Below are 13,778 nucleotides of genomic sequence, written 5' to 3'. Positions count from 1 at the left end.
GGCTGTGTTACACAAGTGTTCATACTTTACACTTTGTATTGAACACTCAGTGCGTGGCTATTATCAGGCGGACGAAGAACTTCGCAATTTTATTCTATTCTTCCGCTGGCGGAGTTCTTATACTGAATTCCAACAGTAACGCGAGTGATTAGCAGCATCATGCAAGAGCAGTTTCAGTATCTTCCGAGTCAGCATATTAATGGTTTGAGCGCTTTTTCTGCCCAGATGAAAGAGTTCAGCTATGACAAGCATGCGCATGAAGAGTACAGCATTGGTGTGACTCGCAAAGGTCGTCAGGACTTTTTCAGTGACGGGGTGTTCCATAAGAGTAATGCCGGTAATGTGATGCTGTTTAATCCCGAGCAGGTACACGATGGCAGTGCAGGGGCACGCTCAGAGCTGCAATATGAGATGCTTTATATTCCGCAAGCAACGCTGACCAATCTGATGCGATCGCTCGGACACATTTCCGACGATCAGGCGCGTCTTAAATCGTCGATCTTCAATGATGAAGTGCTACGCAGTCAGGTATTGCATCTAAGCCAAATGATGGGGCAAGCGGATCTGTCCGCTCTGGAAGAAGAAGCCGCGTTGCTGGCGATTGCTCAGTCGGTCATACGCCTCGGAGGCGGTACGTTTCATTCCGGCCATTATCACCGGCGTAAAGACACCCTGTTGCTGCGTGCTAAAGAGTACATTCTCAGCAATCTCAGTCAAAAGATGACAGTCGATGAGATTTGCCAGGCAGCAAACATGTCCAAATACCATTTTATTCGCGAATTTAACCTGCAGTTTGGCATGACGCCGCATCAATATGTGCTTAATTGCCGTATTAACCGGGCGAAACAGGCACTGCACACCGGGGATAAAGTATCCGATGTCGCGGTTAACTTTGGCTTTTCGGATGTGAGCCATTTAAATCGTAAATTCAAAAAGAGCTTCGGCATCACGCCACATCAATATCAGCGTCAGTTAAGCGTTTGATTTTCACAATCTGATTCATTCTAAGAGTAACCCATGACAGACATAATTCTTTATGCCTTTGGCGTGATGTACACGCCTGGGCCGGTGAACGCTATTGGCCTGAATAATGGTATTCAAAAGCAGACTCGCATTTTTGGCTTCTTTGCCGGAGTGGCCGTGGCCATGTTCATTCTGTTCTTTTCACTCGCTCTGATCGGTGAGCAGGTGATGAATGATTCGCTCCTACAAGGCGCCTCAGTGCTGGGCAGTCTGTATATCCTCTGGCTGGCGTATAAAATTTTCAGCGCTCCGGTCGGGGATTACTCTAATACCGAGCCTCGTGTACTGACTTTTCGTGATGGGCTGCTGATGCAGTTGCTTAACCCGAAAGGCATCACGGTGGCATTGCCGGTCGCAACCGTGCAGTTTTCGGCCGCAGGGATTACTGGTCTGCTGCTGTTGGCCTGGTGTATCGGTCTTGCTGTCTTCGCTTTTGGCGCGCCGTGGTCTTATTTTATCTTTGGCCGTTTGCTGGGGAAAAATATTAATCAGACCCGCTATCTGACCATGATTAATAAACTGATGGCGCTGTTTCTGGCTTTTGTTGCACTGAGCATGGGAGTCAGTCCGTTTCTGCACACCTGAGTGAAGTGGATATGTGGTGCCGTGGTTTTAACGGACTAATTGCCAAGCTTAACGCATTTTTAAGATGCGGAGACTGAGCACTAGGGTGTGTGTCCTTGTAACCGCTGTTTTGCATCCGTTTCCATCTTTCGTGTTGATTGAGATAGAATTTTTCTGCAAAACGCGCATAATCTTCTTCTACAACTCCTAATGAAGACATTACTTATGGCTGATTTTCAATATTACTTTCATCCACTTCCTTGTTTTAACTGTAAAAAAACTAAAGTAAGCACAGACCTTGGTTGGTTAACCGCTGCAATGAAAGAGGATGTCCTGGCTCAAGTGGCGACGATTATTGCGCAAGACAACATTGAGCCAGATATCTCGGTGAATGTAACTTGTACAAAAGAAGAAGCACGCGATTACCTGTTGATGAACTTCTACGGTTACTCTGACGAAGAACTGGCAAGCCAGGTTGAAGCGGAAGATGAGCAAGAAGTCGCGGATGAAATCGCGGAGCTGGTGGCTGAAGGTAACGATAGTGTGGTGTTTGAGCACGAGATCGCCCTGCAAAGTTGCACTGATTGCGATATTGAAGAAGAGTAAGCTCGTTCCTGTTCGACAAGCTCAATTTCGTTCTTTGTGAGTGATACGATGCTCTAATGATTTAAGGCGCTAGCAGCGGTAAAGTTGTTGGCGCCTTTTTTGTTTTTGTTGGGGATGATGTGTGTCCTTGTAATATTGCCAGGAGACGAGAAACCTAAAAGTCGCCTTTATTTTTTGACCTGCAGATAGTGATTCCAGAACAAGAATAGAGCACTGTCTTAGAAGTAAGGTAAGATCCAGAAAGTGTGTAATTTTAACTTTAATATTCAATTATTGTGAAAAGCCCTCAAAAATTAATGAGGGCCTGATTTATAATGAGCGGAATTATTTTTAATACTTTTTAAGTATTTCCGCTATATCGTTTTCATTATTCGCTGCAATAATAGCATTAATGTCATCATCGTTTTGGAATAGTTCAGATAGAGCGACTATTGTCTGAATATGACTATCTGAGTCCATTGCAGCCAGAGTTACGGAAAAATAAACATCTCCATTGTCTTGAGATTCTAGGTCTACACCATTTTTAAAAACGGTCACTTGTAAGCAAGCTTCATTAACACCATCTTCTGGTCGAGCATGTGGCATAGCAATCTTGGGGGCTAACACATAATAAGCACCAATTTCCTTATGCTTTGATTTAATTGCCTCCAAGTAGCTTTTATCAACTTTTCCATGTTTGATTAATGCTGAACAGGTGATATCCAGCGCCGCATCAACAGTTAGGTTTTCTTCGGTGTTGATAACAATACCGTTATCGCCAATTAAATTAAATATACTCATGAAACGAGCCACCCCAAAGCTAAACCAATGACCCCAAAATCAAAGTCGGCAAATGTCGTTGCTTCAAGACCAAGACCGCCAAGAAACAGGCAGTAACATCATCGGTAGGAATGAGATACATAGGCCTTGTGTAAATGAACCTAGAATCGCGCCACGAAGACCACCCATAGCGTTGCCGTATACACCAGCTGCACCGCCAACGAAGAAATGAGGAACTACGCCAGCAACTATAATAGTCCAGTTGAAAGCTCCTTGCACCGCCATCGCTACAAGTCCGGCAGCGAACGAAGACAAGAAGCCAATCAATACGGCGTTAGGTGCAACTGGAAATACCATTGGGCAATCCAGAGCTGGACGCGCTCCAGGGACTAGCTTGTCAGATATACCTTTAAAGGCTGGTACGATTTCAGCGATAAGCATTTTTACACCTTGCAGTACGATATATACGCCGCCTGCAAAGATGAGTGACTGGATGAAAGTAAACACCACCCAATTTTGCCCCCCTGAAACTGTTTCGACAAAGTCACCACCGGCAAAAATGGAGGATATCATGAAGAATAATGCCATTGTTACAGCAACTGCTACAGGTGTGTCGCGCAAAAACATTAAACTTTTAGGTACATTCAAATCTTCAGTTGACCGAGATGTATCGCCAAATTTAGCACCAACAAATCCAGCAATGATATAAGAGAATGTTGAAAAGTGGCCCATCGCGAGTTGGTCTGTATTCATAACCTTCTCAGTGTATTTTTGTACAAGAGCGGGCATGATAACCATGAGTGAGCCAACGATGATTGAGCCCATTGCTACTAGAAGAGCTCCCTCAATCTTCGCGGTCGATAGGATCACTGCCACCAGCATCGACATAAACATCGTATGGTGGCCGGTGAGGAAAATAAATTTTAATGGTGTAAAACGTGCTAGCAGAATGTTCACTATGAAAGCGAAGAACATAATTAGTGCCATTTCATAACCAAAGGCTTTTTGTGCAAGAGCAACAATAGCTTCGTTGTTAGGAATTACACCACTTACCCCAAATGCTTCAATAAAGACTGTTGAGAAATTATTCAGAGCACCAACAAGAGCGCTAGCACCAAAACCTAGGATTAGGAATCCCATTACGGTTTTAATAGTACCTTTAAGAATGGTTGAAATGTCAGATTTCTGCGCAACTAGACCTATAAATGCAATAAGACCAACCATTATTGCTGGTTCTTTTAATAAGCCAAGCATAAATTCAAAAAAGTTTGCCATAGTATTAAATCCTTACATAAAGTTTTTCAATTGTTCTTCAATTGAAGCCTTATCAAAGATATTTTTCAGGCTGATAATGTTTTCTTTACCTTGCTCTGCCAGTTGGTTTGCCACATCAGTTGCAGCTACCCATATATCAGCCTTACTGGACGATGCAGAAGATAAATCCTCATGGTCTACTTCAGCTGTCAGTCCAATTTTACTAGCAACTTCTTTAACAGCCATTTCCATCATCAGTGATGTACCCAGGCCGTTACCACATACAACCATAATTTTTTTCATAATTTAATTCTCTGTAGGGTTTCTTAGTAATAATTGTTTTTTCCTTTATAGGATGTAAAAAATGATAACTAATCGTTCAAAAATTAAATATGATTCATGTCACAAAGGTAAATTGCTCTTGTGAACTAGATCTCGTTAATGAGTGAGGTTTTCACACGACTGAAAGCCGGATTAAACCTCAGCATTAAATGTGTGATCCAGATCTTGTCGGTGTTACCACGGGAGGAAGGGAGCTTTCAAGGTGAGATGAAATAGCTATTTACCGTAGTCAGAAAGCATCTTTTTAAGCAGGCTATTGACGTCCTTGGTTTTCTTACTGCGTTTGGTTAAAGCACTCAATGATGTTGGTAACTTAACTGAATCTTGAGTCTCTTCTTCCGTATCTAAATTATCACGAAGTTTTTGTACCGCAGCCATAAGCAAGCGAACTTCTTGGCCTTCGCTATTTTCGAGCACAACAATGTTCTCTGACTCGACTTGTATAATAGTGAGGGTGCCGTGTTTTAATGATTCAATTTTTTCTCCCACCATAGCTGATTGTGGTGGTACAGAAACGGTCTGAGACTTGCCCGTTTCGTAGCTTTGCTGCAGTGATTGAACGAATATTCCCGGTATTTTCAAAAGCGACGATCACCGTATGAGTGTTGTAGTACTCCACCACCGTGACGTAGCCATGCTTTTTAGTTTCAAATCTGGCGCCTATTTGCATATCATGAGGCGCATCCATTTTTTTCATTAACATCCTGAATTCCTGATACTATCTATCACCATACTGGTATTTAGATAAAGAAACTTCTGGTTCAAAGTATATACGCTCATCGACTTCATAGAAATGATCAGGTCGGATTGATTGTCGTATAGATTTGGTGGAGCACAGGAGACCATCGATGATTAGGATTGCTCTAACTATCAGGGCAAACCGCCGGAAACGTCTATCCACGATAAACATTCCCCTGGAACACAGGACAAAAATTCAGTAAAAATTGCTACGCTGTTGGCGTCAGAAATAACTAAACCCGACCGGTCTACAACAACGAAAAACAAAACATATTTGCCCCGTTTTTCGTTGTTTGTTTCTGGATAACTGTCGATCACCGTTCACGGTTATCTACTTTCATTCTCTGAAACAGCCATCCTACACCCAGTAAACTCAAACCTAATCCCAGGAATGACAAGGCGCGGTAAAGGCCTGTCAGTTGGGACATATCGATTAAGAATGCTTTACAGACCACGGCGGCCAGCACAATAAAGCCGGTTTGGGTGAGGAGTGGCAATGTCATGCGGCGCGCGATAATCAGCGTCAGCACAGAAATCACCAGCCAGACCAGTGAATAGGCATACATCTCCTGTTGTTCGGTCGGCAGTCCGAGCCAGATCATATCCTGATGGAACGCATGCCTGATGGTACCGTTGATAAACAGCAACAGCCACACCGCGCTGATACCATACAGCGCCGGTTTTATCTGAGTGGGGATCAGGTTCAAATTCAAACGAGCCACAGCCAACAAGAGTAACGCCGGGATTAACCATAGCGGCAACATCCAGTTCCAAAGCGGTGTGTTGCCAATGGTAAGCTCTGCAAACCACGGATTAAAGGTGGTCAGCAGCGCGATGTGGTACAGCGCGGCACCAGCGGTTAACAACGCTGCGAAGCCAAGATAAACCGGCCGCAGAGAGCGGGAATATTGACTGCGGTAGGCATAAACAGTTGCCATGATCAGCCAGTTCATCGCGAGCAGAATCGCTTCTTTAAAGCTTGGTGCGCTGAAATCAGGATAGTGACCAACCAGTTGATAACTGCTTTCGGTGGTGACCAGCAGCGCCACCACGTGCAACATGGCGCCGGCCATGATTTGACGAAGCTGGGTATCCTGATAGTAACGGCGGGCGAAAGCGAGAATGACCAGGATCAGCGGATAAACGATCAGCGTCCAGTGTACGCCTAATATCTGATCATTTTGGTAATCATCCAGCCACGGGAAAAGGGTCAGGCGGATCAGCAGGGCAGCCAGCAAGGCTTTGACCAGCCATTGTGGCGGGGTCAGTGTCAGGCGCTGGCACCAGTAGCCCAGGCCAATCAATTGTAAGCTCAGGGCGAGGGTCAGTGTGCTTGATTCCAGCAGCATGGTTAAGATCAGGCTGATATTTAAGTTGGCAAGCAGGATGCCTGACAGAGTAACCCAACCCCAAGAGTGTCGTGCGGTGATTCGCTCGGCAATCAGGGCCAAAACCAATAGTTCCACTGCCCAGAGTGAATACATGCTCAGGTTGGCCTGCGGCGGCGAGAAGATATAGCTCAGGGCGAACAGGGAGCTTGGCCCGATCACCAGCAGCAGAGAAAAGGCCAGCCGTTTGGGCTGCCAATGTTGCATCCACAGCGCGTAGCCAAACAGCGCCAGAGCAATTGCCTGACTGAACAGGTGGGCGCCGCTGAACATAAAATCCAGATCCGTGTAATTGGTTTGTGGCAGTAGCATCCACCAGGTCACGATTGAGAGCAGCCAGCCGAGCAGAGGCCAGGTGTCAAATGCAGAGTGACGCAGTGGAGCGATGCATAACAGTGCCAGTATCAATACGCTGGCTAAGATCAGGCCAGGTTGATAGCCATGCACAATGTAAAACAGCCACACCGGAAGTAATGCTGCCAGCAGACCGGCTTGTTCCTTTCTCGGCATCAACAGAACTTTGATCGGTAGTGGCCGTTGCTGACCCTGTTGCAGGCGCCAGCCCAGTACATCGCTTAGCACATACAGGTAGAGCGAAATCAGGGCAAACAGCACGATAATCCCTGCATCTGAAACGCTGCTGAGCGCGATTAATACCAAGAACCAGCTGAAGTGGGCGCAAAAGCTCAGCCACCACAGCCAGGGGCGTCTGACTTGATTCGCCACCACAATGGCAGACGTGCTGACCAGCATGATGTAGCCTGAGATAGTCAGCAAACTGTAATCGAATGACCAGAACGGGAACGGTACCGAGTAGGCACCTAAAATGCCAATCACAGCGACGATCGGACCATAACGTAATGTCATGGCGGTGGTGGTCAGCGCTATGATAGCCAGAATGACGAATGCGGTACCGGACGAGATGAGCTGGTAATAGTGAGACGCGACCAGAGTCATGGCGTAACAGGTGATGACACCGGCTGACACCAGCGCGGCGCACAGATAGTCGCTGTGGATCTCCAGCGATTCTTTTTTACGGGTCAGATATTCCGCTGCCGCAATAAAGCCGATCCCGACCATAAAGCCCAGTAGTACCCGGGTTAGCGGGGAGAGCAGACCAGCCTCGAGAGTATATTTGGCCAGGAACAGACCACCAAAGGTGAGTACAATCCCGCCGAGCCAGAACAGCGCATTGGTTGACTGATCGCCGGTCGGAAAGTTGCTGATGGCCTGACGGATACGCTTCCACCAGGAGTTGGGTGAAATATCGCCAGCCGATGAAATCTTGTTGGCCAGTTTGACTTGATAACCTTGCGGCCAGGCGGAAGTCTGAGCTGCTGCTGGCTGACGTACTTGTAACTGACGTTCCAGTTGTTCAATACGCTGCTGCAGTTCGGTGAACTGACGTCGTGAACGTATACCCAGCATGGCGCCGTATACGACAAAGCCCATCAGAGCGAACATCGCTATCAGCATTATCAGATAAATCATCTCTATTTTATGAACTCGTCTGCCACATATAGAAATACTATAGCCCAGATAGGCAATAGGTTGTTGATTTTTAAACACAGACTCGTTGAATGTCTGAGTTATGGCTCAGGTTTGCATATCAAAGCTGGCTTCGCTAGGGTGGTGACAGATTGATAAAGCATCGTGATAGTCAGCTAATGTTAGCTTGATCGCCCTTATTGGCGCCGACCTTTGCGCCAAAGAATCTGATTGGTTAATGTGGGTTATCAGCAACCAGATTGCAGGACAGGCATGACCCGAAAAATCTTTGTGATTCGTCACGGACAAACCCAGTTTAACGCCGAACGTAAGTTGCAGGGACATTGCAACTCATCTCTGACCTCTACCGGCAGGGCGCAAGCCCTTGCGATGGGGACACAGCTCAAATCCCATCTTCAGGGGCGCAGTTATCGCATGTATGCCAGCTCCCTCGGGCGTGCGGTCGAGACCGCGCACATTATCTGCGATGAGGTTGGTTACGCGAAAGCGGACCTGACTCACGAGCCGCGTCTGAAAGAGTTTTCTCTCGGGCAATGGGAAGAAAAGCCTTTGTTTGACTTGCTGGATGAAAAGCCGGATTTACTGGCTACACCGGACTGGTATCTGCAAGCGCCAGACGGCGAGTCGTTTGCAGAGGTGAAATATCGGGTTAATGCCTGGTTAGATGAAGCGCCCCGGCATGAGGATTTGGTCGTGGTCAGCCATGGTCTGACCGGGATTGTGCTGCGTGGCCTTCTGCTGGGGTTAAGCTACGATGACATTTGGCAACTCGATCTGCCTCAGGATGCTTTCTATATTATCCAGAACGGTGAGGCCGAGCGGGTCAGTTGTTTTCATGACGGTCACTTTTTGGGACGCTGAGAAAATGGATGTAAAGGGCACGGTTAAGACTGATGCCACTTACTGCAGTCGGTGACTTACTTTATCGCTGCTGGCTTGCTTAACCTCGGCAGATTGCGTACTGTGAGCGGCTTCGCGCTTTACCTTGCAGAGTAGTAAAGTCCGGGGCAGTTGATGAGGGAAGAGAGTGTCTGAATCTAATATTATTGATCCGTTGCTGTGCCCGCTGTGTGGCAACAGTAACGCCTGCGTTAATCTGGGCAGTAACGATGTCACCAAATCGTGCTGGTGTAATGATCCAAATATTCAATTCCCGCCAGCACTGCTGGATCAAGTGCCTGCTAGCGCCAAACGTAAAGCGTGTATCTGTCGTGGTTGTGCAGAAAAATTCCAGCTTATGTCTAATCCAGATTCGGCCAATACAGAGAATAGTGCGGGCACTGCAGACTCAAGTGTTCACTCAGCTACCGGCAGCGCTGAGGTCGGCTATTATCAGCCGGATAATTGATCCGTCGACTAACTAATTGATTAGCCGACTAACTGATTTATTAGGCGAATAGCGTACCTGCCAAATAAGTAATCCCTTCAGAAGACGCAGCTTTACTACCTCAAACTCACGTTTCTGCGCATACACTGTGTGGCCCGAACAAAATGTATACGTCGGGTCAACCTGATGTGTGTCATAGAACACGTTTGAAGATGTGACTCAGAATAGCCTTACTGATCAATTTTTAACTTGGTATTTCACTTTTATGATTTTGATCAAGTTTCCTTTCGTGGTTTTGAAAATACGAGCTACTTTGTTGAAAAACGCGTGAGTTATCCCTTTTTGTCCCTGATAGCCTACCGGCAATGATTCGTAACGTACGGAGTTACGGACACGCAAAGCGCCATTGTTGGCTGCGCAAAAGGAGCACAAAATGTCTAATATGTTTTACATTCCTTCCTCTAACCTGATGGGTCCTGGTTGTCTGAGTGAAGCGGCAACTGCCATTGCCTCGCACGGTTTTACTCGCATTCTGATCGTGACAGACAAATTCCTGAACAAAATCGGGGTAGTTGAAAAAGTCAGTAAACTGCTTGAGCAGGCTGGTGTTGCGTCTGTTGTGTTTGATGAAACCAAACCGAACCCAACGGTGGAAAACGTTGAAGCGGGCCTGGCTAAGTTAAAAGCCAACAACTGTGACTGTGTAATGTCACTGGGCGGCGGTTCGCCTCACGACTGTGCCAAAGGTATTGCGCTGCTGGCCGCTAATGGCGGTGAGATTAAAGATTATGAAGGTGTGGATCGTTCAGCGAAACCGCAACTTCCTCTGTTTGCAGTGAACACCACAGCGGGTACTGCATCAGAAATGACTCGTTTTTGTATCATTACCGATGATGCACGTCATATCAAGATGGCGATCGTTGACAAGCACGTTACGCCACTGATGTCGGTGAACGATCCGGAGCTGATGCTGGCTAAACCTGCGTCGCTGACAGCGGCAACCGGCATGGATGCACTGACTCACGCCATCGAAGCTTACGTTTCTATTGCCGCAACGCCGATCACTGATGCGGTCGCGATTAAAGCGATTGAGATGATTCAGGCCAACCTGCGTCAGGCCGTCGATCATGGTGATGACATCCAGGCTCGTGACAACATGGCTTACGCTCAGTTTATGGCCGGTATGGCGTTCAACAACGCATCACTGGGTTACGTGCACGCGATTGCTCACCAGTTGGGTGGTTTCTACGACCTGCCACACGGTGTATGTAATGCAGTACTCCTGCCTCACGTACAGCGCTATAACAGCGAAGTCGCCGCTGAGCGCTTGACTGATGTTGCTCGTGCACTGGGTGTGGATACAACAGGTATGACAGGCAGCGACGGTGCGGCGGCAGCCATTGCAGCGATTTGTCAGTTGTCTTCTGATGTACGCATCCCGGCAGGCCTGACAGAGCTGGGTGTTAAAGAGGAAGACTTCGACATCCTGGCTGAAAACGCGCTGAAAGATGCTTGTGGTTTCACTAACCCTAAACAAGCCACGCATGAAGAGATCGTTGCGATTCTGAAAGCGGCAATGTAATCAGATAAGGCGCGGATGTCATTTCGCTGCGCTTTTGTCATCATGATACTGATGACAGTAAACAAATTCTGCCCGCAGCTCGCTGCGGGCATTTTGTTTTCATGCATGAGTGCAGTCGCTAAGTTCGCATTCTTGTCGCATTGTATTTGCAGTTTTATAGTGTAGTCTGCTCAAGATTGTAAACCAGACCTCATTCTTGCCTTTGTTACACGCCAAATACTCCCTTTTTTAGGGCAAGTGATGTTTAAAACAGCATTTATTCACTACACTGACAATCCCGAAAAATAACAATAATGACGACTTGGATGGCATGAAAACACTCAATAGTTTCCACCGCGTCGATGAAACGCAATACGCGTTATCGACCGGTAAAGTCAATCTGCTGCATTATCATTTGCCTAAGCATTTTCAGGGCGAATACCGCTGCTATGAAACGCCACGCCTGTGTACAATTTTACAGGGCGAAAAGCATATCCGAATCAATCAGTCCGAGTCGTTGAGTTACCATAAAGAGCAGTGCGTATTGTTGCCACCTCATGCCAATGTCATGATGTCGATGCCGGAGTTTACTGAGGCGCTGGTGTACGAGTTCAGCGAAGATGTACTGGAAGATGTCAGTGCCAGAGTTAATGAACAGTTGGAAGTCGACACCTCTTTGCAGGCTGAAAACGGCCATTTTCAGCTGTCTGGTTTACAGGATCGTATGTCAGCCTTACATCTGCGCACGCTTGAGATTCTGCGCAGCAATGACAGTAACATTCCTTTTCTGCTCGATCTGGTGACGCAGGAGATGGTGTATGAGCTGATGAAACGACAGGGATCTTACGATATTCTGTCCCAGCACAAAAATCATCCGATTCATCGCGCAATTCGGATCATGAAGTCATCGGTCAGCGAAGGATTGTCTATTTCGCAACTGGCAGAAGAAGTGCAGATGTCGCTGCCCAATTTCAGCCAGAAGTTCAAACTAGTGACGAAACCAGACTCCGAAAGAGTATCTGACTCGGCTTAAGTTACAGCAGGCGAGACGCTACCTTGGCCATTTGTCAGTGACTGACACGGCGCTAGAACTTGGCTATGAAAATATTTCCCACTTTATCCGCTTGTTCAAAAAGGAGTTTGGTGTAACTCCGAAGCAGTTCAAACTCTCACGCCACAGTTAGTCTTACACTTCAGGTATCGTCAGCCCTCACTCTTTTCGTGCTGGCGTATCACGGAGAGTCGTGCATGTCGGTATCACCTTTACTGTCTTTATCACCGTCTTTGAGCCAGAACACGGTGCTGATTCGTGGTTTGTTCCGCGGCAAATACCACTGGGGTGATTTACCGCAACGTCTGCAATGTTTGTTTCCGCAGCGTCGTTTTATTTGCCTCGATATTCCTGGTGCCGGCACCCGCTGCAGAGAAATTTCCCCCTGTAATATTGATGGCATGGTTGAAAGCTTGCGTAATCAATTGCCCAAGGATCAACCGGTTGATCTGATAACGATTTCTATGGGCGGTATGGTGGGGTTGCAGTGGGCGCACAATTATCCGCACCAGGTTCAGAGCCTGTTGTGTATCAACACCACGGCGCGTGGATTCAGCCCGTTTTATCAGCGTCTGCGCCCGAAAAATTATCTCACCATTCTCAGCGCTTTGTGTGCTGATCCCGAGCGCAGAGCGGAGCTGATTTACTCTATGATTGCAAATCGCCCGCCTGACCAGCAAGTTATTAACGATTGGGCGGAACTGGAGCGGCGTTATCCGATGCAAAGCGGTAATTTTTTGCGCCAGCTGCTGGCGGCCATGCGTTTTCGGGCGATGAAACCATCATGCCCGGTTCGCTTTATATCGTCACGGCGCGATCAACTGGTCAGTCACCACGCGACGCAGGCGTTAGCGCTCGCCTGGGGTTGCAGTCTGGTCATCAATCAACAGGACGGACATGATATACCGCTCGATAACCCGGACTGGATCTGTAAGCAACTGACCGAGTGGCTGTAGCACGAGTAATTGATATATTTATTAATTTAGTGTGCACCTATTCACATAAATAATTTGACGACTTTGCTTTTCTTTCAATATCGCCAATTTTTTAATTGATACATTAGTAACAACGTCAGAGGGTGAATATGAAGAGTTTAAAAAAGCTTTGGTTAGTACCATGCGCTTTATTATCAACAACGGCAATGGCAGTAGATTATAACGCTCAATCAATCACGCCTCACCCTTATATCGGGTTGGGATATTCCTATGTGGATACAGATGTAGATTGGGATGGTACCGGTTCTGAAAATACCGATAGCGGTATGCTGGGGCTAATAGTAGGTTACCAACTGCATCAAAATATCGGCGTTGAATTTCGTGGATATGGCAACGTTTCAGATGGTGATGCTTTCGGCTCAAAAGTAGAAATTAACTCCGCATTCAGTCTGTTTGCGCGTGGGATAGTCCCCGTATCTGAAAACTTTACCTTGTATGGCTTGTTGGGCGCCGGGAAAGTAAAAGCGAAAGTCGATGACTATTCGGAGACTGAAAGTGAAATTCAGTATGGAGTGGGGATGGCAATTAACAAGGGGCAGCCGTTGGAGTTACAGGTTGAATGGCTGAGAATGTTTGATGATAGCTTTGATATCGATAATGTTAATCTGCAGGGTGACAGCATCAACGTCAATTTAGTTTACCACCTTTAGTTGCTGATTTA

General features: G+C 46.9%; 13 protein-coding genes and 2 pseudogenes. 10 read left to right on the top strand and 5 right to left on the bottom strand.

The annotated features are described in order from the left end of the window. Positions 1-159 precede the first annotated feature (159 nt). From ABDK09_03990 to ABDK09_03980, 3 genes are all read left to right on the top strand, one after another. Positions 160-984 (top strand): AraC family transcriptional regulator, encoded by an 825-nt coding sequence (locus ABDK09_03990; protein ID XAW87420.1) that lies wholly within the window; start codon positions 160-162, stop codon positions 982-984. A gap of 33 nt (positions 985-1,017) precedes the next feature. After that, a complete protein-coding gene (locus ABDK09_03985; GenBank protein XAW87419.1) occupies positions 1,018-1,608 on the top strand; it encodes a LysE family transporter in 591 nt (196 codons plus the stop codon). A 204-nt stretch (positions 1,609-1,812) separates the two neighbouring features. After that, on the top strand, positions 1,813-2,193 hold the full coding sequence (locus ABDK09_03980) for a hypothetical protein (protein ID XAW87418.1): 381 nt from the start codon (positions 1,813-1,815) through the stop codon (positions 2,191-2,193). Between the two features lie 330 nt (positions 2,194-2,523). Here the strand turns inward: ABDK09_03980 and ABDK09_03975 are convergent, their stop codons facing one another. From ABDK09_03975 to ABDK09_03955, 5 genes and pseudogenes are all read right to left on the bottom strand, one after another. After that, a complete protein-coding gene (locus tag ABDK09_03975; GenBank protein XAW87417.1) occupies positions 2,524-2,973 on the bottom strand; it encodes a PTS sugar transporter subunit IIA in 450 nt (149 codons plus the stop codon). Next, a pseudogene (locus ABDK09_03970) lies at positions 2,970-4,227 on the bottom strand (PTS ascorbate transporter subunit IIC). The gene ABDK09_03975 and the pseudogene ABDK09_03970 overlap by 4 nt, the downstream one beginning before the upstream one ends. 12 nt (positions 4,228-4,239) lie before the next feature. Then, the gene (locus ABDK09_03965; GenBank protein XAW87416.1) at positions 4,240-4,509 is read right to left on the bottom strand and encodes a PTS sugar transporter subunit IIB; all 270 of its coding nucleotides are present in this window, start codon (positions 4,507-4,509) and stop codon (positions 4,240-4,242) included. A 255-nt stretch (positions 4,510-4,764) separates the two neighbouring features. Next, a pseudogene (locus ABDK09_03960) lies at positions 4,765-5,236 on the bottom strand (hypothetical protein). 364 nt (positions 5,237-5,600) lie between these two features. Next, entirely contained in the window at positions 5,601-8,165 is a 2,565-nt protein-coding gene (locus ABDK09_03955; protein ID XAW87415.1) for a DUF2339 domain-containing protein, read from the bottom strand. 270 nt (positions 8,166-8,435) lie between these two features. Between ABDK09_03955 and ABDK09_03950 the strand changes: the two genes are divergently transcribed. The 7 genes from ABDK09_03950 (at position 8,436) to ABDK09_03920 (ending at position 13,767) form a co-directional block, all read left to right on the top strand. Then, positions 8,436-9,044, top strand: coding sequence for a histidine phosphatase family protein (locus ABDK09_03950; GenBank protein XAW87414.1), 609 nt, complete (start codon positions 8,436-8,438; stop codon positions 9,042-9,044). A gap of 166 nt (positions 9,045-9,210) precedes the next feature. Then, the gene (locus tag ABDK09_03945) at positions 9,211-9,531 is read left to right on the top strand and encodes a cysteine-rich CWC family protein (GenBank protein ID XAW87413.1); all 321 of its coding nucleotides are present in this window, start codon (positions 9,211-9,213) and stop codon (positions 9,529-9,531) included. A gap of 412 nt (positions 9,532-9,943) precedes the next feature. Continuing rightward, entirely contained in the window at positions 9,944-11,092 is a 1,149-nt protein-coding gene (yiaY, locus tag ABDK09_03940; protein XAW87412.1) for an L-threonine dehydrogenase, read from the top strand. A 310-nt stretch (positions 11,093-11,402) separates the two neighbouring features. Continuing rightward, the gene (locus ABDK09_03935) at positions 11,403-12,104 is read left to right on the top strand and encodes an AraC family transcriptional regulator N-terminal domain-containing protein (protein ID XAW87411.1); all 702 of its coding nucleotides are present in this window, start codon (positions 11,403-11,405) and stop codon (positions 12,102-12,104) included. After that, entirely contained in the window at positions 12,091-12,255 is a 165-nt protein-coding gene (locus ABDK09_03930) for a helix-turn-helix domain-containing protein (GenBank protein ID XAW88453.1), read from the top strand. The genes ABDK09_03935 and ABDK09_03930 overlap by 14 nt, the downstream gene beginning before the upstream one ends. Before the next feature lie 64 nt (positions 12,256-12,319). Beyond that, the gene (locus ABDK09_03925) at positions 12,320-13,078 is read left to right on the top strand and encodes an alpha/beta hydrolase (protein ID XAW87410.1); all 759 of its coding nucleotides are present in this window, start codon (positions 12,320-12,322) and stop codon (positions 13,076-13,078) included. A 128-nt stretch (positions 13,079-13,206) separates the two neighbouring features. After that, complete coding sequence (locus tag ABDK09_03920; GenBank protein XAW87409.1) at positions 13,207-13,767, top strand: porin family protein; 561 nt, start codon at positions 13,207-13,209, stop codon at positions 13,765-13,767. Positions 13,768-13,778 lie beyond the last annotated feature (11 nt).

Origin of the sequence: Vibrio sp. CDRSL-10 TSBA (assembly GCA_039696685.1) — a bacterium.
Classification (GTDB): Bacteria; Pseudomonadota; Gammaproteobacteria; order Enterobacterales; family Vibrionaceae; genus Vibrio.
The sequence above is the reverse complement of the archived record's forward strand: the minus strand, read 5'-3'. Positions and strand labels throughout refer to the sequence as shown.

Excerpts from the sequence above, each read along its gene's own strand:
- ABDK09_03935 (XAW87411.1), top strand. The coding sequence starts at position 11,403 with ATGAAAACACTCAATAGTTTCCACCGCGTCGATGAAACGCAATACGCG.
- ABDK09_03965 (XAW87416.1), bottom strand. The coding sequence starts at position 4,509 with ATGAAAAAAATTATGGTTGTATGTGGTAACGGCCTGGGTACATCACTG.
- ABDK09_03980 (XAW87418.1), top strand. The coding sequence starts at position 1,813 with ATGGCTGATTTTCAATATTACTTTCATCCACTTCCTTGTTTTAACTGT.
- ABDK09_03955 (XAW87415.1), bottom strand. The coding sequence starts at position 8,165 with ATGATTTATCTGATAATGCTGATAGCGATGTTCGCTCTGATGGGCTTT.
- ABDK09_03975 (XAW87417.1), bottom strand. The coding sequence starts at position 2,973 with ATGAGTATATTTAATTTAATTGGCGATAACGGTATTGTTATCAACACC.
- ABDK09_03920 (XAW87409.1), top strand. The coding sequence starts at position 13,207 with ATGAAGAGTTTAAAAAAGCTTTGGTTAGTACCATGCGCTTTATTATCA.
- ABDK09_03950 (XAW87414.1), top strand. The coding sequence starts at position 8,436 with ATGACCCGAAAAATCTTTGTGATTCGTCACGGACAAACCCAGTTTAAC.
- ABDK09_03990 (XAW87420.1), top strand. The coding sequence starts at position 160 with ATGCAAGAGCAGTTTCAGTATCTTCCGAGTCAGCATATTAATGGTTTG.
- ABDK09_03925 (XAW87410.1), top strand. The coding sequence starts at position 12,320 with ATGTCGGTATCACCTTTACTGTCTTTATCACCGTCTTTGAGCCAGAAC.
- yiaY (XAW87412.1), top strand. The coding sequence starts at position 9,944 with ATGTCTAATATGTTTTACATTCCTTCCTCTAACCTGATGGGTCCTGGT.
- ABDK09_03985 (XAW87419.1), top strand. The coding sequence starts at position 1,018 with ATGACAGACATAATTCTTTATGCCTTTGGCGTGATGTACACGCCTGGG.